Raw genomic sequence first — 17,459 nt, forward strand, 5'->3', positions numbered from 1 at the left:
TCGGGAACTAGGTTGAGGGACTCACGTGGCAGAGGCGGAGCGCATCATCGGTACGCCGGACATCACCGGGGCTGAGGGAAGCGGAGAGACCGGGCCGGAAGGCGCGGCCGCTTCCCCCGACCAGGGTGCGCCGGAGGCTCCGGACACCGGGGCCACCGCGGCGGACGCGGACGTCGACCGCTCGCCGGCCACCCGGCGGCGCCGGGTCATCCTGCTGTTCTGCGTCGCCGTCGTGGCGTACCTGCTCGACCTCGGCAGCAAGATGCTCGTCGTGGCGAAGCTGGAGCACCAGGAGCCGATAGAGCTCCTCGGCGACTGGCTCAAGCTGGACGCCCTGCGCAACTCGGGGGCCGCGTTCGGCTTCGGCGAGGCGTTCACGATCATCTTCACGATCATCGCGGCGACCGTCATCGTGGTGATCGCGCGGCTTGCCCGCAAGCTGTACAGCCTGCCGTGGGCCATCGCGCTCGGCCTGCTGCTCGGCGGGGCCCTCGGGAACCTCACCGACCGCATCTTCCGCGCGCCGGGCGTCTTCGAGGGCGCGGTGGTGGACTTCATCGCCCCCGCCCACTTCGCCGTCTTCAACCTGGCCGACTCCGCGATCGTCTGCGGCGGCATCCTGATCGTGTTCCTCTCCTTCAAGGGCCTGGACCCCGACGGCACCGTGCACAAGGACTAGGTCCTTCCCCAGGGCCTTTCGGACCGTGGGACGGGGACCGGCGGGGGCAAGGCATACTCGACTGGTGAGTACGCAACCCGAGGTCCGCACCCTGCCCGTCCCCGATGGTCTGGAGGGCGAGCGCGTCGACGCCGCCATCTCCCGGATGTTCGGCTTCTCCCGCACCAAGGCCGCCGACCTGGCCGCCGCAGGAAAGGTGCAGGTGGACGGCTCGGTGGTCGGGAAGTCCGAGCGGGTGCACGGCGGTGCCTGGCTCGAAGTCGAGATGCCGCAGGCGCCCGCGCCGGTGCAGATCGTCGCCGAACCCGTCGAGGGCATGGAGATCGTCCACGACGACGACGACATCGTGGTGATCGTCAAGCCGGTCGGTGTCGCCGCCCACCCCAGCCCCGGCTGGACCGGCACCACCGTCATCGGCGGTCTCGCCGCAGCCGGGTACCGGATCTCGACCTCCGGCGCCGCCGAGCGCCAGGGCATCGTGCACCGCCTCGACGTCGGCACCTCCGGGCTGATGGTCGTCGCCAAGTCCGAGCGCGCCTACACCCTGCTGAAGGCCCAGTTCCGCGACCGGGTCGTGGAGAAGAAGTACAACGCGCTGGTCCAGGGCCACCCGGACCCGATGAGCGGCACCATCGACGCCCCCATCGGCCGCCACCCGAACCACGACTACAAGTGGGCGGTCGTCGCGGACGGCAAGCCCTCGGTGACCCACTACGACCTCATCGAGGCGTACCGTGCCGCCAGCCTCCTCGACATCAAGCTGGAGACCGGGCGCACCCACCAGATCCGGGTGCACATGGCCGCCCACCGCCACCCCTGTGTCGGCGACCTCACCTACGGCGCCGACCCCACCATGGCCAAGCGCCTCGGCCTGACCCGGCAGTGGCTGCACGCGGTGAAGCTGGGCTTCGAGCACCCCGCCGACGGGAGCTGGGTCGAGTTCACCAGCACCTACCCCGACGACCTCCAGCAGGCGCTGGACCGCATCGCGGAGGAGAGCCAGTGACGGCCGGGCCTCTCGCGTACACCACCAGGCCCGTCGCCGACGAGCAGGACCGCGCCGCGTGCTTCCAGGTCCGCAAGGAGGTCTTCGTCGGTGAGCAGAACGTGCCCGAGGAGATCGAGTACGACGCCCACGACGCGGACGCGCTGCACGTCATAGCCGTCGCCGCCGACGGCACCGCGCTCGGGACCGGGCGGCTGCTGCACGGCCCCGCCGCCGCCTCGCACACCGGCGGGGACCCGGCCGTCGGCTCGCTCGGCCGGCTCGCGGTGAGCAAGGAGGCCCGGGGCCTCGGCGTCGGCGCCGCGCTCGTGCGGGCCATCGAGGACGCGGCCCGGAGCCACGGCCTCACCGCCGTCGACCTGCACGCCCAGACGCACGCCCTGCGCTTCTACGAGCGCCTCGGCTACGAGCCGTACGGCCCCGAGTTCATGGACGCGGGCATCCCGCACCGGGCGATGCGCCGGACGATCTGACGCCCCGCCGCACCCCCTGAGCTCGGCCGGCGGGGGGCGCATGGCAGGGTGAGGGGCATCGGCCGGGCGTGGGACCGGGCCCCGGCCGGAGCGCTTCGGAAGGCACCCCGTGGACCAGATGTCACTGCTGCTCCTGCTGCTGCTCGGTGCCGTGGTCACGGTTCCGCTGGGGGACCGGTTGAAGCTGCCGGCGCCGGTGCTGATGACGCTCTTCGGCGTCGTGCTGGCCTTCCTCAGCTTCGTGCCGAACGTGGACATCCCGCCGGAGATCATCCTCCCCGCGCTGCTGCCGCCGCTGCTCTACGCCTCGGTGCAGCGCACCTCCTGGCGGCAGTTCGCCGCGAACAAGCGGCCCATCTTCCTGCTGGCCGTCGCGCTGGTCTTCCTGACCACGGCGGCCGTCGCGGCGGTGGCCCACTCGATCGTGCCCGGCCTGCCGCTCGCCGCCGCCGTCGCGCTCGGCGCGCTCGTCGCCCCGCCCGACCCGGTCGCCGCCACCGCCGTCGCCGGGTCCGTCGGGCTGCCCCGGCGGCTCATCTCCATCCTGGAGGGCGAGGGGCTGTTCAACGACGTCACCGCGATCGTGCTGTACCACGTGGCCATCGCGGCGGCCGTCAGCGGGACCTTCTCGTGGCCCGAGGCGTTCGGGCTGCTCGTGCTGTCCGCGGTGGTCGCCGTCGCGGTGGGCGTCGCGCTCGGCTGGCTCACCATCAAGCTGATGGGGCTGCTCGGCGACGCCACCCTCCAGGTCGGCCTGACCCTGCTGGTGCCGTTCGTCAGCTACGTGCTCGCCGAGGAGCTGATGGGCTCCGGGGTGCTCGCCGTCCTGATGACCGCGATGTTCCTCGCGGAGCACACCGCGGACGCCGACGACGTCCTCGGCCGGCTCACCGGACGCACCTTCTGGGAGATCGTGGACACCCTCGTCACCGGGATCGCCTTCGGGCTCATCGGCCTCGAACTCCACAACGTGTTCGGTACGGCCGACGGGCGCCTGCTGGAGACGGCCGGCTGGGGCCTCGCGGTCGTCGCGGTCGTCGTCGGCGTACGGCTGCTGTATCTGCTGCCGGCCACCTGGCTCGCGAAGCGGCTGCACACCCGGCGGGACGTCAGCGAGGAGATCCCCACCAGCTGGCGGGAGACCGTGATCATGTGGTGGGCCGGGATGCGCGGGGTGGCCTCCGTCGCGCTGGCCCTCGCGATCCCGCTGGAGACGGACGACGGCAAGCCGTTCCCCGGCCGCGACGAGATCGTCTTCATCGCGTTCTCCGTGATCATGGTGACCCTGGTCTTCCAGGGGCTGACGCTGCCCTGGCTGGTGCGGAAGCTCGGGGTGCGCGCGGACACGGACGCCGAGGCGGCCCTGGAGAAGGACCTCGCGATCCGGGCGGCCAAGGCGGCCCGGGAGCGGCTGAAGAAGATCGAGGCGACCGAGGACCTGCCCGAGGACGTGGTCGAGCGGCTGCACCGGCTCGCGTACGACGTGGGGGCGCGGATCAGCCCGGAGATGGTGGACGACGAACGGCGCGACGCCTACGCCAAGCGCGTCGAACGGTTCCAGGCGGTCAGCCGGATCCAGCGCGAGATGATGTCGGCCGCCCGCCACGCCGTGCTCTCCGCACGCAGCGAACCCGGCTCCGACCCGGAGGTCGTGGACCGGGTCCTGCGGCAGCTGGACGTACGCAGCCTGCGCTGAGCTCAGCCCCGGCCGGTGCGCGGGGTCCGGTTCCAGCTGCTCGCGGGCCGCTCGTCCTTGCCGTTCCCGTTCACCGACGGCCAGGCGTCGCCGGGCGGGAGCGCCGCAGGGGCCGTCGCGACCCGCGGCAGCGCGTACGGGTGGTGGTCGCGCAGCCAGCCGATCAGCTGCTCCCGGACCGCGCAGCGCGCCGTCCAGATGTCGTCCGCGTCCTTCGCCGTGACCACCGCGCGCACCTGGATCGTCGTCGGGGTGGTGTCCGTGACCGCCAGGGACCAGTTCCGGCCGTCCCAGGCGGCGCACTCGCCGAGGATGTCCCGCAGCTTGTCGCGCATCGCCTCGATCGGCGCCGAGTGGTCGAGGTGGAAGAAGACCGAGCCGGTCATCTGCGCCCCGCCGCGCGACCAGTTCTCGAACGGCTTGCCCGTGAAGTACGAGACCGGCATCGTGATCCGCCGCTCGTCCCACGTCCGCACCGCGAGGAAGGTCAGCGTGATCTCCTCGATCGTGCCCCACTCGCCGTCCACCACCACGGTGTCGCCGATGCGGACCATGTCGCCGAACGCGATCTGGAGGCCCGCGAAGAGGTTGCCCAGCGTGGACTGGGCGGCCACACCGGCGACGATGCCGAGGAGACCGGCCGACGCCAGCATCGAGGTGCCCACCGCCTGCATCTCGGGGAACGTCAGCAGCATCGCCGCGACCGCCAGGGTCGTCGCCACGGCGATGACCACGCGCTGGATCAGCGTCACCTGCGTCCGCACCCGGCGCACCCGCGCCGGGTCCCGGTTGTGGGCCGCCGCGTAGCGCGCGTACACCGAGTCCACGACCGCGATGGCGATCCGCACCACCAGCCAGGCCGACGCGCCGATCAGCACCAGCGTCAGCAGCCGGCCGATGCCCACCCGGTGGTCCTGGACCGGGCCGAGGCCCGTCCGCGCGTACGTACCGCGCAGCAGCGCCGCGCACATGACCAGCTGGAACGGGATGCGGCAGCGCCGCAGCAGGCCCCACAGCGGGGTCTCGTGGTGCCGGGCGTCGGCGCGCCTCAGCAGGAAGTCGAACAGCCAGCCCGCCGCCAGGGTGATCACCACCGAGCCGCCGAGGACGATCAGCGGCCGCAGAACATTCTCCATGCTGTCGCTCTCCATCCTTTCGAACGCAACTGGCACCATGGGCGTCATGAACATCATGCTTTTCCACTCGATGTACGGTCTGCGCCCCGCCGTGCACGCCGCAGCCGACCGGCTGCGCGCCGCCGGGCACGAGGTGCGCGTGCCCGATCTGTTCGAGGGGCACACCTTTGATTCGGTGGAGGAAGCGGAGGCGTTCCGGGAGGAAACCGGCCAGGAGGAGCTGCTCAAGCGGGCCGTGCTCGCCGCCGCGCCCTACTCCGACCAGGGCCTCGTCTACGCCGGTTTCTCGCTCGGCGCCTCGGTCGCCCAGACGCTGGCCCTCGGCGACGAGAAGGCGCGCGGGCTGCTGCTCCTGCACGGCACCTCGGACATCGCCGAGAACGCCTCGGTGGACGAGCTTCCCGTACAGCTGCACGTCGCCGACCCCGACCCGTACGAGACGGCGGACTGGCTGAACTCCTGGTACCTGGACATGCAGCGGACCGGGGCGGACGTGGAGGTCTACCGCTACCCGGGCGCCGGGCACCTCTTCACCGACCCGGGGCTGCCCGACTTCGACCGGGAGGCGGCGGAGCTGGCCTGGAAGGTCGCGATCGGGTTCCTCGCCACGCTGTGACGCGCGAAGGGCTCCGCGCGGTGGCCGTGCGGAGCCCTTCGAAGGAGCGGGTCAGCCCTTCAGCGCGGTGGTGAGCGCCGTCGTGTACTCGTCGACGGTCATCGGCGCGTTCTTGCCGTCGTTGCCGGTCACCTTCTTGTCGTCCATGACGAGGGTCGGCGTGCCCTGGAAGTCGTACTTCTTGCCGTCCTCATCGAACTTCTTGCTCAGCGTCAGGGCCCACTTGTCGAAGGTCCCGTCCTTGACGGCCTTCTGGAACGCGGAGTTCCCCTTCAGCGCGTCCACGGTGTCGGCGACCTTGATCAGGTACGAGTCGTCCTTGAACTTGTCGTCCTGCTCCTCGGGGTGGTACTTCGCCGAGTAGAGCGCGCTCTTGTATTCGAGGAACGCCTCGGGGCTCACGTCGAGCGCGGCGCCCAGCGCGCTCAGCGCGTTCCGGGAGCCCTCTCCGGGGATGTTGGTGTCGAGGAAGGTCGCTCCGACGAACTGGACCTTGTACTTGCCGTCGTCCATGTCCTTCTTCATGGTCGCGCCGACGGTCTGTTCGAGCTGGGCGCAGATCGGGCAGCGCGGGTCCTCGTACACCTTGAGGGTCTTCTTCGCGGTGTCCTTGCCGACGACGACGGTGGTGCCGTCCTTGCCGGAGGTGTTCTTGGGCGCGACGAGCTTGGCGTCCTTGGCCGCCTCCCAGTAGGCGGGCTCGTTGAGCTTCTTCACGCCGTAGGCGACACCGCCCGCGACGGCGAGGACGGCGACGACCGAGACGCCGACGATGACCTGGCGGCGGGCCTTGTCCTTCTTCGCCTGGCGCTCGCGCTCCGCGCGCAGCCGCTCGCGGGCGGCGGACTTGTTGGCCTGGCTGTTGCGCTTGCTCATGGTGGTGTTCTCCGTGGGATATGGGGCGTACGGTCCGGGGTTCGCGTTGCTCAGAGGGCACAGGCCCCGAGCGGCGGACCCCTCCGTCCCACGGAGTGCACGAGGAGGCGGGCGCGGCCCGGCAGCAGCGGCCCGGAGGCGGCGGCGCGGACCCGGGCGCGCGGCGGGCGGCCCGCCGTGCGCACCACGGCCACCGCGATCAGCAGCGGCCGGAACGCCAGCAGCGCGCCCGCCCGGAGCAGCCCGGCGAGCGCCAGCTCCCCGCGGTGCAGCCAGGCGGCGGCGAGCAGCCCGACCGTGACATGGGCGGCCAGCAGCAGCCAGGGGACCAGCGGGCCGGGGGAGGCGAGCAGTGCGGCGGCGCCCTGGCCGCCCGCGGTCACCGAGGCGAGCGGGGTGCCGACGTCGCCGAGCTGGGCCGTGCCGGGGCCGAGGTCGCCGCCGCCGCACAGGACGTCGACGCCCACCGAGCGCAGGGGGCCCGCTATCGGGCCGCCCGCCGCCCCGTAGCAGAGGTGCTGGCCGGTGGTGAAGAAGGTGTCGGCGGCCAGTTCCAGGGGGACAAGCAGCCCGGCGATGGCCCCGAAGCCGCGCTGGCGGCCGGCCAGGGTGTAGGCCGCCGCGAAGACGGCCCCGGCCAGCACGGCGACGGGGACCAGGGGCAGCGCGACCTGGGAGAGCAGGACGTGGGACGCGGCGGAGAGCGTCACGACGAGCGCTGTGAAAAGCGCCGCGCGTGCCGCTCTGAGCTGCGTCCCGGATATGTCCATCGCCCAGGAGTGTCGCATGCGAACCTGTAAGCGACCCCTAAAGGTTCCGTTCCGTCGGCTACAGCCCCGGGATGCGCCCGTTGCGGAAGAGGTCCACGAAGATCTGGTGGTCCGCGCGGGCCCGGGCACCGTAACTGTGGGCGAAGTCCACGAGGAGGTCCCCGAAGCCCTCCTCGTCGGCCGCGATGGCGGCGTCGATCGCCCGCTCCGTGGAGAACGGCACCAGCGAGTGGCCGCTCTCGTCGTCCGCCGCCGAGTGCATCGTGGCCGTGGCCCGGCCGAGGTCGGCGACCAGCGCCGCGATCTCGTCGGGCTCGTCGATGTCGGACCAGTCCAGGTCCACCGCGTACGGCGACACCTCGGCGACGAGCTGGCCGGCGCCGTCGAGCTCGGTCCAGCCGAGCCACGGGTCGGCGTGGGCCTGGAGGGCGCGCTGCGAGATCACCGTGCGGTGGCCCTCGTGCTGGAAGTAGCCGCGGACCGCCGGGTCCGTGATGTGCCGGGAGACGGCCGGGGTCTGGGCCTGCTTGAGGTAGATCACGACGTCGTTCTCCAGGGCGTCGCTGTTGCCCTCCAGGAGGATGTTGTACGAGGGCAGGCCCGCCGAGCCGATGCCGATGCCGCGCCGCCCCACGACGTCCTTGACCCGGTAGGAGTCGGGCCGGGTCAGGCTCGCCTCCGGCAGCGTCTCCAGATAGCCGTCGAACGCGGCCAGCACCTTGTACCGCGTGGCCGCGTCCAGGTCGATCGCGCCGCCGCCCTCGGCGAACCGGCGCTCGAAGTCGCGGATCTCCGTCATCGAGTCCAGCAGCGAGAACCGGGTCAGCGAGCGGGCGGTGCGCAGCGCGCCGAGCAGCGGACCCTCGGCGGTGTCCAGGGTGAAGGGCGGCACCTCTTCGTCCTTGGCGCCCGTGGCCAGGGCGCGGATGCGCTCGCGGTAGGCCGCCGCGTAGACCCGTACCAGCTCGGTGATCTGCTCGTCGCCCAGCGCCTTCGCGTACCCCAGCAGGGCGACGGAGGCGGCGAAGCGCTTGAGGTCCCAGGTGAAGGGGCCGACGTACGCCTCGTCGAAGTCGTTCACATTGAAGACGAGGCGGCCGTTGGCGTCCATGTAGGTGCCGAAGTTCTCCGCGTGCAGGTCGCCGTGGATCCAGACCCGGCCGGTGCGCTCGTCCAGATACGGGCCGCCGTGCCGCTCGCGCTCCAGGTCGCTGTAGAACAGGCAGGCCGTGCCCCGGTAGAACGCGAAGGCGGAGCCCGCCATCTTGCGGAACTTGACCCGGAACGCGGCCGGATCGGCCGCCAGGAGCTCCCCGAAGGCGGTGTCGAAGACCTCGAGAATCTGCTCCCCGCGCCGCTCCGCGCCGGTCTGCGTGTCCGACATCTGTGACTGCCTCCTGGTACCTGACCTGGCTGATGACGTGCATGACAAATGGGACGGGTGGTCCCGCCCTTCCAACGCGCGACCGTATCGCGGAGTGCCCGTCGCCGCGCTCCTCGGAGACGTAGACTTCCACGCTGTCCCCCCAGACATCCCGAGACGTCACCCGTCCCGTCATCCACATTTCCCCGGAGGCACAGCGCCGTGACCAAGCCGCCCTTCACGCACCTTCACGTCCACACCCAGTACTCGCTGCTGGACGGTGCCGCGCGGCTCAAGGACATGTTCAACGCGTGCAACGAGATGGGCATGTCCCATATCGCCATGACGGACCACGGCAACCTGCACGGGGCGTACGACTTCTTCCACTCGGCGCAGAAGGCGGGTGTGACGCCGATCATCGGGATCGAGGCGTACGTCGCGCCCGAGTCGCGCAAGCACAAGCGGAAGATCCAGTGGGGGCAGCCGCACCAGAAGCGCGACGACGTCTCCGGTTCGGGTGGTTACACCCACAAGACGATCTGGGCGGCCAACAGCACCGGTCTGCACAACCTCTTCAAGCTGTCGTCCGACGCCTACGCCGAGGGCTGGCTCCAGAAGTGGCCGCGTATGGACAAGGAGACCATCGCCCAGTGGTCCGAGGGCCTGATCGCGTCCACCGGCTGCCCCTCAGGCGAGGTCCAGACGCGGCTGCGGCTCGGCCAGTTCGACGAGGCGGTCAAGGCGGCCTCCGACTACAAGGACATCTTCGGCGAGGGGCGCTACTTCCTGGAGCTGATGGACCACGGCATCGAGATCGAGCGCCGGGTCCGCGACGGGCTCCTGGAGATCGGCAAGAAGCTCGGTATCCCGCCGCTCGTGACGAACGACTCGCACTACACGTACGCCTCCGAGGCGACCGCGCACGACGCCCTGCTCTGCATCCAGACCGGCAAGAACCTCTCCGACCCGGACCGCTTTCGCTTCGACGGCACCGGCTACTACCTGAAGACCACGGACGAGATGTACGGGGTCGACTCCTCCGACGCCTGGCAGGAGGGATGCGCCAACACCCTCCTGGTCGCCGAGCAGATCGACACCACCGGGATGTTCGAGAAGCGCGACCTGATGCCGAAGTTCGAGATCCCCGAGGGCTACACGGAGATCACCTGGTTCCAGGAGGAGGTCCGGGTCGGGATGAACCGCCGTTTCCCGAACGGCGTCCCCGAGGACCGGCAGCGGCAGGTCGAGTACGAGATGGACATCATCATCCAGATGGGGTTCCCGGGGTACTTCCTGGTCGTCGCCGACTTCATCATGTGGGCCAAGAACAACGGCATCGCGGTCGGCCCCGGCCGAGGCTCCGCGGCAGGCTCGATCGTCTCGTACGCGATGGGCATCACCGACCTCGACCCGATCGAGCACGGGCTGATCTTCGAGCGGTTCCTCAACCCCGAGCGCGTCTCCATGCCCGACGTCGACATCGACTTCGACGAGCGCAGGCGCGTCGAGGTCATCCGGTACGTGACCGAGAAGTACGGCGCCGACAAGGTCGCCATGATCGGCACCTACGGCAAGATCAAGGCCAAGAACGCGATCAAGGACTCCGCCCGCGTCCTCGGCTACCCGTACGCCATGGGCGACCGCCTCACCAAGGCCATGCCCGCCGACGTCCTCGGCAAGGGCATCGACCTCAACGGCATCACCGACCCCAGCCACCCGCGCTACAGCGAGGCGGGCGAGATCCGGGGGATGTACGAGAACGAGCCGGACGTCAAGAAGGTCATCGACACCGCCAAGGGCGTCGAGGGCCTGGTCCGGCAGATGGGCGTGCACGCCGCCGGCGTCATCATGTCCAGCGAGCCGATCGTGGACCACGCCCCGGTCTGGGTGCGGCACACCGACAACGTCACCATCACGCAGTGGGACTACCCGCAGTGCGAGTCGCTCGGCCTCCTCAAGATGGACTTCCTGGGGCTGCGCAACCTGACGATCATGGACGACGCCATCAAGATGGTGAAGGCCAACAAGGGCATCGACCTGGAGATGCTCGCCCTCCCGCTGGACGACCCCAAGACGTACGAGCTGCTGTGCCGCGGTGACACGCTCGGCGTGTTCCAGTTCGACGGCGGGCCGATGCGCTCGCTGCTGCGCCAGATGCAGCCCGACAACTTCGAGGACATTTCCGCCGTCTCGGCCCTCTACCGGCCGGGCCCGATGGGCATGAACTCGCACACGAACTACGCCGAGCGCAAGAACGGCCGCCAGGAGATCACCCCGATCCACCCTGAGCTGGAGGAGCCGCTCAAGGAGGTCCTGGGCCTCACCTACGGCCTGATCGTGTACCAGGAGCAGGTGCAGAAGGCCGCCCAGATCGTCGCCGGCTACTCGCTCGGCGAGGCCGACATCCTGCGCCGCGTGATGGGCAAGAAGAAGCCCGAGGAGCTGGCGAAGAACTTCGTCCTCTTCGAGGCCGGCGCCAAGAAGAAGGGCTTCTCGGACGCGGCGATCAAGGCGCTCTGGGACGTCCTGGTCCCGTTCGCCGGGTACGCGTTCAACAAGGCGCACTCCTCCGCGTACGGGCTCGTCACCTACTGGACCGCGTACCTCAAGGCGAACTACCCCGCCGAGTACATGGCCGCCCTGCTGACCTCGGTCAAGGACGACAAGGACAAGTCCGCGGTCTACCTCAACGAGTGCCGGCGCATGGGCATCAAGGTGCTCCCGCCGAACGTCAACGAGTCGGAGTCCAACTTCGCCGCCCAGGGTGACGACGTGATCCTCTTCGGGCTCACCGCCGTCCGCAACGTCGGCCAGAACGTCGTGGACTCGATCATCCGGTGCCGCAAGGCGAAGGGGAAGTACAGCACCTTCCCCGACTTCCTGGACAAGGTCGAGGCGGTCGTCTGCAACAAGCGGACCGTGGAATCGCTCATCAAGGCGGGCGCCTTCGACGAGATGGGCCACACCCGCAAGGGGCTCGTCGCCCACCACGAGCCCATGATCGACAACGTGGTGCAGGTCAAGCGCAAGGAGGCCGAGGGGCAGTTCGACCTCTTCGGCGGCGGCGAGGAGGACAGCGACGAGCCGGGCTTCGGGCTCGACGTGGAGTTCTCCGACGTCGAGTGGGAGAAGTCCTATCTGCTGGCCCAGGAGCGCGAGATGCTCGGGCTCTACGTCTCCGACCACCCGCTCTTCGGTCTGGAGCACGTGCTGTCCGACAAGTCGGACGCGTCGATCTCGCAGCTCACCGGCGGTGAGCACGCCGACGGCGCGATCGTCACGGTGGGCGGCATCATCTCCGGCCTCCAGCGCAAGATGACCAAGCAGGGCAACGCCTGGGCCATCGCCACCGTGGAGGACCTGGCCGGCTCCATCGAGTGCATGTTCTTCCCCGCCACCTACCAGCTGGTCTCCACGCAGCTGGTCGAGGACACCGTCGTCTTCGTCAAGGGGCGCCTCGACAAGCGCGAGGACGTGCCGCGCCTGGTCGCGATGGAGATGCAGGTCCCCGACATCTCGAACGCGGGGACCAACGCGCCCGTCGTCCTGACCATCCCGACGGTCCGGGTCACGCCGCCCATGGTCAGCCGGCTCGGCGAGGTGCTGAACAGCCACCGGGGCGACACCGAGGTGCGCATCCGGCTCCAGGGTCCCCGCAAGACCACGGTGCTCCGGCTCGACCGGCACCGGGTGAAGCCGGACCCGGCGCTCTTCGGTGACCTGAAGGTGCTGCTCGGGCCGTCCTGCCTGGCGGGCTGAGCTCCGGTACGCGTACGAGAGGGGCGGCTCCGCTTGCGCGGGGTCGCCCCTCTCGGTGTGCCGGCCTTACCGGGAGTCCGGTCAGTTGTGGCCGAAGCGCCGCTGATGCTTACGCGCAACATCGGCAGGGCTGCCCTGGGCCTGCGAATCCATCGCGCTCCGCGCCTCGGCGGCCGTCGAGCGTGCCTGCTCGGCAGCGCGCTCCGACTGCGAAGAGCGATCCTGCTGGCTGCCCTGCTTGCGGTTCTTGTTCTTGGCCATGGTGTTCCTCCTATAAGGACTCTTGGGGCCAGGACCACCGTCAGATTCACATAATCGGATAAACATCGCATGTCGGATCATTACCGTGCGTAGTGACGGGGTATGATGCGCGCTTTTCGCGATCCGCCACGCCGATGATCGAGTTCCGGCCGTTAACCCCGGCGTGGTCGGGCAGACTCGAAGGAACCCTGAGAAAACCCGATCCCGATTGCCTGGAAGAGGGTGGAACGCGTGGACCGTTGCGTCGTCCTGGTGGACGCCGGCTACTTGCTGGGCGCAGCCGCGAGTCTGCTGGCAGGAGAGCCCGCCCGGTCCCGCATCACCGTCGACCACGCGGCCCTCATCCAGCAGCTGCGCGAGCGCGCCGAGGCCGACACCGCGCAGCCGCTGCTGCGGATCTACTGGTTCGACGGTGCCCCCGACCGCGTCCCGCAGCCCGAGCACCGCAGGCTGCGCGTGATGCCCCGGGTCACCGTCCGGCTCGGCGCCCTCACCCGCAGTGACGGACGCTGGGCGCAGAAGGGCGTCGACGCCGCGATGCACGCCGAGCTGACCGAGCTCGCCCGCAACCGCGCCTGCTCCGACGTGGTCCTGGTGACCGGCGACGGCGACCTGCTCCCCGGTCTGATGTCCGCCAAGGAGCACGGCGTCGCCGTCCACCTCTGGGCCGTCCAGGCCGCCGACGGCGACTACAACCAGTCCGAGGACCTGGTCGCCGAGGCCGACGAGCGCCGCGTCCTGGACCGCGCCTGGATCACCCAGGCCGTCCGGGCCAAGGAGACCGGCGGCCTCTGCGCCCCGCCGCCCGTCCCGCGCCCCGAGATCGCCGCGATCCTCTCCGCCCCGCTGCCCGAATCGGCCCTCGCCGCCTCCGCCGAGCGCGCGTCCAGGGCCGCCGCGCAGGCCGACACGGCCCGCGACGACGAGGAGGCGGCGCCCCGGCCCGGTGAGGCCCCCGCCCCGCCCGCGCACGGCCCCGGCACCAAGGGCGTGCCCACCCCGAAGGACCTGGCCGGCACCCTGCGCGGGCCCGCCGGACCGGCCGAGCGGCAGCCCGCCCCGCAGCCCGCGGCGACCCTGCGCTGGTCGTCGGACCGGGGCTGGGTGGAGCGCGGCGGTCCGCTGGGCGAACCCCCGGAGACCGCGTCCCTGCCGACGCTCGCCCAGCTCACCAGCGCCGAACAGCGCTGGGCCGACCGCGAGGAGGACATCACCACGGTCGGCGGCGACCCCTTCGAGGTGGGCCAGGTCTTCGCCCGGCGCTGGATGGAGCGGCTGCCGGAGGCCGGCCACCTGCAGAAGCTCTCCGCCCTCTACCCGCGCATCCCGCACCGCATCGACGGCGAACTCCTGCGGTACGCGGCCCGCTTCGGCCTCCTCGCCCACAAGGACGACCAGATCGACGAGCACGACCGGTACGCGATCCGGGCGGGCTTCTGGCGCGAGATCGACGTACGGACCGCCGCCGACCACGCCCCGGCGGCCGAGCGGGCCGCGGAGAAGGCCGGGAAATCCGGGCCCGCCGGAGACTGAGTCCACATTCGCGTGAGGGCCGCTCAACCCGGCCGCCGTCCGTGGCGTTGATGTCCGATCGGTGCGGCCCCGGGCGTAATGCCGGTCCCCGGACCCCGTACCCTCGTACCTCGTGAGTACGGGGACAGTGCAGGCGCCGACGGCGAGCGCCACCGTGTGCGCGGTGCGCGATCTGGTGAAGACCTACCCCCCGGCCCGGGGCCGCCGCGGCACGCCCGCGACCCCCGAAGTACGCGCCACCGACGGCATCAGCCTCGACGTCCGGCGCGGGGAGATCTTCGGACTGCTCGGGCCCAACGGAGCCGGCAAGTCCACCCTCGTACGCCAGCTCACCGGGCTGATGCGGCCCGACTCCGGCAGCGTCGACATCCTCGGCCACGACCTCGTGCGCCACCCCGAGCGGGCCTCCCGGCTGATCGGCTACCTGGGGCAGGAGTCCACCGCCCTGGACGAGCTGACCGTCGCCCTCGCCGCCGAGACCACCGGGCGGCTGCGCGGGCTCCCGGTGCGCGAGGCCCGGGCCGAGCGCGACGCCGTCCTGGACGAGCTCGGGCTCACCGACCTCGCGGGCCGCCCGCTGAAGAAGCTCTCCGGTGGCCAGCGGCGCCTTGCCTGCTTCGCCGCCGCGCTCGTCGGGGAGCGCCCCGTGCTCGTCCTGGACGAGCCCACGACCGGCATGGACCCGGTGGCCCGGCGCGCCGTCTGGGCCGCCGTCGACCGGCGGCGCGCGGAGCGCGGCGCCACGGTCCTGCTGGTCACCCACAACGTCATCGAGGCCGAGACCGTCCTCGACCGGGTCGCCGTCATCGAACGCGGCAAGGTCATCGCCTGCGACACCCCCGGCGGGCTCAAGGAGCGCGTCGCCGGGGAGGTCCGGGTCGAGCTGGTGTGGCGCGACCGCGCCCCCCTGGAGGTACCCGAGGTCGCGGCCCTGCGCGCGCGTGCGCAGGAGTCCGGGCGGCGCTGGGCGCTGCGGCTCGCGCCCGACGAGGCGCGGGCGGCGGTCGCCGCGGTGACCGGGGGAGCGGCCTTCGCGGCGCTGGACGACTTCAGCCTGGCGACGCCGAGCCTGGAGGACGTCTACCTCGCGCTCGGCGGCGGCGCGACCAAGGGACTGGTGAAGGCATGAGCGGAATCGGTGCGGTGGCCGGGGCGGCCGCGACGCTCGCCCCCCGGGCCCGGCTGTTCCCCTCCCTCGCGGCCGTCTACCGCGCCCAGCTCTCCCGGGCCCGGGTGGCCCGCATCCCGCTGCTCTTCGTGGCGACCTTCCAGTCCATCGGCATCATGATCCTCATGCGCGGGGTGGTGGACGGCGGCTCCGAGGCGCGGGCCGTCGTCGCCGGGTCCAGCGTCCTGGTCGTCGCCTTCGTCGCGCTGAACCTCCTCGCCCAGTACTTCGGGCAGCTCCGGGCGGGCGGCGGGCTCGACCACTACGCCACCCTGCCCGTGCCGCCCGCCGCCGTCGTGCTCGGCGCGGCGGGGGCGTACGCCTCCTTCACCGTGCCCGGCACCGTCGTCACCGCGGTGACCGGCAGCGTGCTGTTCGGGCTGCCGATGGCGCATCTGTGGGTGCTCGTGGCCGTCGTGCCGCTCTCCGGCGCGGCGCTCTCGGGCCTCGGCGCCGCGCTGGGGCTCCTCGCGCCGCGCCAGGAGCTCGCCACGCTCCTCGGACAGCTCGGCATGTCCGCCGCGCTCCTGCTGGGTGTCCTGCCGGCCGACCGGCTGCCGGAGCCGGTGGGCTGGGCGCGCGATCTGCTGCCGTCCACGTACGGGGTCGAGGCGCTGGCCCGATCCTTCGGCGCCCACCCCGACTGGGCGGTCGTCGCGCTCGACCTCGCGGTCTGCGCCGTCGTCGGGGTCGTCTCGCTCGCCGTCGCCACCTGGGCGTACCGCAGGGCGGCGGTCCGGTGAGGCGCGGCTCACGGGCGCCTGGCACGATGGCACGGTGACCGCACCTCTGACGCCGCCGAACCGGCCCTCGTCCGACGACCACCACGACTGGCAGAAGCCGGGTCCGGGGGGTGAGCCGGGCGGTCCCGCCGCTGTGTACGGCTCCCACCTGGCGCCCTCGCCGGGGGTGGACCGGGAGGAGCTGCGGGCGGATCTGCGGCGGGCGGGGATCGTCGCCGCCGTGGTGACCGTCGCCGGTGTCCTGCTGGGGCTGCTGTGGCTGTGGCTGGCGCCCCGGGTGCCGCTGATCTCCGACAACACCGCGGTCTTCCTCAACGACAGCGAGGGCGAGGAGGCGATCGGGGCCGACGGCACGTTCGCCCTGCTCGGGCTGGCGTTCGGGGCGGTCTCGGCGGGGCTCGTGTTCTTGTTCCACCGGCGCGGCGGGATCTGGCTGACGGTGGGTCTCGCGGTGGGCAGCGTCCTCGGGTCGCTGCTGGCGTGGCAGCTCGGGACGCGGCTGGGGCCGACCTCGGATGTGGTCGCGCACGCGCGGGAGGTCGGCAAGGGGGTCGTGTTCGACGCGCCGTTGGAGATGCACGCGCATGGGGTGCTGCTGGCTTGGGGGCTGGCGGCGATGGTGGTGCATCTGGGGTTGACCGCGGCTTGGGGGCCGCGGGAGTTCGAGGGGGAGTGGGCGTCTTACGGGGGGTGGGGGCCCGGGGCGCCTTCGGCGCCGTCGTCCGGGGTGCCGTCCTCCGGGTCCGGCGCGCCGTCGTCCGACCAGGCTTAGGGGGCCGCTGCGCGGGGCTTTCCCCTCCCCGCCCCTTCCCGAAACCGGGGCTCCGCCCCGGACCCCGCGCCTCAAACGCCGGCGAGGCTGGATGGCTCCCCGCTCAACCCCGGCCGATGTCCGCGAACACCGCGCCCGTCAGCGTCGCCAGGTCCTCCGGGGACAGCTCCACCTCCAGGCCGCGGCGGCCCGCCGAGACGCAGATCGTGGGGTGGGTGCGGGAGGAGGCGTCCAGGACCGTGGGGAGGCGTTTGCGCTGGCCCAGGGGGGAGATGCCGCCCCGGACGTAGCCCGTGGTGCGTTCCGCCGCGGCCGGGTCCGCCATCGTGGCGCGTTTGCCGCCGGCCGCCGCGGCCAGGGCCTTCAGGTCCAGGGAGCCGGCGACCGGGACGACCGCGACCGTCAGGCGGCCGTCCACGTCGGCGATCAGCGTCTTGAAGACGCGGTCGGGGGAGACGCCCAGGGCCTCGGCCGCCTCCTCGCCGTAGGAGGGCGACGCCGGGTCGTGCTCGTACGCGTGCACGGTGAACTCCGTGCCCGCCGCCGTCAGGGCGACCGTGGCGGGGGTGCCGCCGGACGGGGACTTCTTCTGCTTCTTGGCCATGGCC

The 17,459-nt window shown here is 71.6% G+C and carries 16 protein-coding genes; 10 read left to right on the forward strand and 6 right to left on the reverse strand.

Going from position 1 to position 17,459, the window contains the following annotated elements; translation table 11 throughout:
- Window positions 1-25: 25 nt before the first annotated feature.
- From lspA to AMK18_RS25325, 4 genes are all read left to right on the forward strand, one after another.
- Complete coding sequence (lspA, locus tag AMK18_RS25310) at window positions 26-679, forward strand: signal peptidase II (protein WP_018104464.1); 654 nt, start codon at window positions 26-28, stop codon at window positions 677-679.
- Window positions 680-743: 64 nt separating this feature from the next.
- Window positions 744-1,685 carry an RluA family pseudouridine synthase gene (locus AMK18_RS25315; protein ID WP_018104465.1) on the forward strand — a complete coding sequence of 314 codons (942 nt, stop codon included), beginning with the start codon at window positions 744-746 and terminating at the stop codon, window positions 1,683-1,685.
- On the forward strand, window positions 1,682-2,158 hold the full coding sequence (locus tag AMK18_RS25320) for a GNAT family N-acetyltransferase (protein WP_073864610.1): 477 nt from the start codon (window positions 1,682-1,684) through the stop codon (window positions 2,156-2,158). The genes AMK18_RS25315 and AMK18_RS25320 overlap by 4 nt, the downstream gene beginning before the upstream one ends.
- A 109-nt stretch (window positions 2,159-2,267) precedes the next feature.
- Window positions 2,268-3,854: a Na+/H+ antiporter gene (locus AMK18_RS25325; protein WP_018104467.1), complete on the forward strand. Its 1,587-nt coding sequence runs from the start codon at window positions 2,268-2,270 to the stop codon at window positions 3,852-3,854.
- 2 nt (window positions 3,855-3,856) lie between these two features.
- Here AMK18_RS25325 and AMK18_RS25330 read toward each other — a convergent pair whose 3' ends face one another.
- On the reverse strand, window positions 3,857-4,990 hold the full coding sequence (locus AMK18_RS25330; RefSeq protein WP_073864611.1) for a mechanosensitive ion channel family protein: 1,134 nt from the start codon (window positions 4,988-4,990) through the stop codon (window positions 3,857-3,859).
- A gap of 37 nt (window positions 4,991-5,027) precedes the next feature.
- On the opposite strand from AMK18_RS25330, the gene AMK18_RS25335 reads away from it, so the two are divergent.
- A complete protein-coding gene (locus tag AMK18_RS25335; RefSeq protein ID WP_079199341.1) occupies window positions 5,028-5,606 on the forward strand; it encodes a dienelactone hydrolase family protein in 579 nt (192 codons plus the stop codon).
- Between the two features lie 51 nt (window positions 5,607-5,657).
- Here the strand turns inward: AMK18_RS25335 and AMK18_RS25340 are convergent, their stop codons facing one another.
- The 3 genes from AMK18_RS25340 to AMK18_RS25350 are packed head-to-tail and all read right to left on the reverse strand — an operon-like array spanning window position 5,658 to window position 8,636.
- A complete protein-coding gene (locus AMK18_RS25340; RefSeq protein ID WP_073864612.1) occupies window positions 5,658-6,482 on the reverse strand; it encodes a thioredoxin domain-containing protein in 825 nt (274 codons plus the stop codon).
- A 50-nt stretch (window positions 6,483-6,532) separates the two neighbouring features.
- The gene (locus AMK18_RS25345) at window positions 6,533-7,252 is read right to left on the reverse strand and encodes a hypothetical protein (protein WP_198957083.1); all 720 of its coding nucleotides are present in this window, start codon (window positions 7,250-7,252) and stop codon (window positions 6,533-6,535) included.
- Window positions 7,253-7,310: 58 nt separating this feature from the next.
- Window positions 7,311-8,636 (reverse strand): DUF2252 domain-containing protein, encoded by a 1,326-nt coding sequence (locus AMK18_RS25350; protein ID WP_073864614.1) that lies wholly within the window; start codon window positions 8,634-8,636, stop codon window positions 7,311-7,313.
- Window positions 8,637-8,837: 201 nt separating this feature from the next.
- Between AMK18_RS25350 and dnaE the strand changes: the two genes are divergently transcribed.
- On the forward strand, window positions 8,838-12,374 hold the full coding sequence (gene dnaE, locus AMK18_RS25355; protein WP_073864615.1) for a DNA polymerase III subunit alpha: 3,537 nt from the start codon (window positions 8,838-8,840) through the stop codon (window positions 12,372-12,374).
- 81 nt (window positions 12,375-12,455) lie between these two features.
- On the opposite strand, the gene AMK18_RS25360 is transcribed toward dnaE, so the two are convergent.
- Window positions 12,456-12,635, reverse strand: coding sequence for a hypothetical protein (locus AMK18_RS25360; protein WP_018104474.1), 180 nt, complete (start codon window positions 12,633-12,635; stop codon window positions 12,456-12,458).
- Between the two features lie 222 nt (window positions 12,636-12,857).
- Here AMK18_RS25360 and AMK18_RS25365 point away from each other — a divergent pair, with 222 nt between their 5' ends.
- The 4 genes from AMK18_RS25365 (at window position 12,858) to AMK18_RS25380 (ending at window position 16,851) form a co-directional block, all read left to right on the forward strand.
- On the forward strand, window positions 12,858-14,168 hold the full coding sequence (locus AMK18_RS25365; protein WP_073864616.1) for an NYN domain-containing protein: 1,311 nt from the start codon (window positions 12,858-12,860) through the stop codon (window positions 14,166-14,168).
- 154 nt (window positions 14,169-14,322) lie between these two features.
- Window positions 14,323-15,297: an ABC transporter ATP-binding protein gene (locus AMK18_RS25370; protein ID WP_026171704.1), complete on the forward strand. Its 975-nt coding sequence runs from the start codon at window positions 14,323-14,325 to the stop codon at window positions 15,295-15,297.
- Complete coding sequence (locus AMK18_RS25375) at window positions 15,294-16,079, forward strand: ABC transporter permease (RefSeq protein WP_018104477.1); 786 nt, start codon at window positions 15,294-15,296, stop codon at window positions 16,077-16,079. The genes AMK18_RS25370 and AMK18_RS25375 overlap by 4 nt, the downstream gene beginning before the upstream one ends.
- A 34-nt stretch (window positions 16,080-16,113) precedes the next feature.
- Complete coding sequence (locus AMK18_RS25380) at window positions 16,114-16,851, forward strand: hypothetical protein (RefSeq protein WP_026171705.1); 738 nt, start codon at window positions 16,114-16,116, stop codon at window positions 16,849-16,851.
- A 103-nt stretch (window positions 16,852-16,954) separates the two neighbouring features.
- Here the strand turns inward: AMK18_RS25380 and ybaK are convergent, their stop codons facing one another.
- On the reverse strand, window positions 16,955-17,455 hold the full coding sequence (ybaK, locus tag AMK18_RS25385; RefSeq protein WP_073864617.1) for a Cys-tRNA(Pro) deacylase: 501 nt from the start codon (window positions 17,453-17,455) through the stop codon (window positions 16,955-16,957).
- Between the last annotated feature and the right edge of the window lie 4 nt (window positions 17,456-17,459).

Origin of the sequence: Streptomyces sp. CB01249, from assembly GCF_001905735.1 — a bacterium.
Taxonomy (GTDB): Bacteria; Actinomycetota; Actinomycetes; order Streptomycetales; family Streptomycetaceae; genus Streptomyces.

What these genes read in the sequence shown, in the direction of transcription:
- AMK18_RS25360 (WP_018104474.1), bottom strand. Translation starts at nt 12,635, where the DNA reads ATGGCCAAGAACAAGAACCGCAAGCAGGGCAGCCAGCAGGATCGCTCT.
- AMK18_RS25350 (WP_073864614.1), bottom strand. Translation starts at nt 8,636, where the DNA reads ATGTCGGACACGCAGACCGGCGCGGAGCGGCGCGGGGAGCAGATTCTC.
- AMK18_RS25375 (WP_018104477.1), top strand. Translation starts at nt 15,294, where the DNA reads ATGAGCGGAATCGGTGCGGTGGCCGGGGCGGCCGCGACGCTCGCCCCC.
- AMK18_RS25345 (WP_198957083.1), bottom strand. Translation starts at nt 7,252, where the DNA reads ATGGACATATCCGGGACGCAGCTCAGAGCGGCACGCGCGGCGCTTTTC.
- ybaK (WP_073864617.1), bottom strand. Translation starts at nt 17,455, where the DNA reads ATGGCCAAGAAGCAGAAGAAGTCCCCGTCCGGCGGCACCCCCGCCACG.
- AMK18_RS25335 (WP_079199341.1), top strand. Translation starts at nt 5,028, where the DNA reads ATGGGCGTCATGAACATCATGCTTTTCCACTCGATGTACGGTCTGCGC.
- AMK18_RS25330 (WP_073864611.1), bottom strand. Translation starts at nt 4,990, where the DNA reads ATGGAGAATGTTCTGCGGCCGCTGATCGTCCTCGGCGGCTCGGTGGTG.
- AMK18_RS25340 (WP_073864612.1), bottom strand. Translation starts at nt 6,482, where the DNA reads ATGAGCAAGCGCAACAGCCAGGCCAACAAGTCCGCCGCCCGCGAGCGG.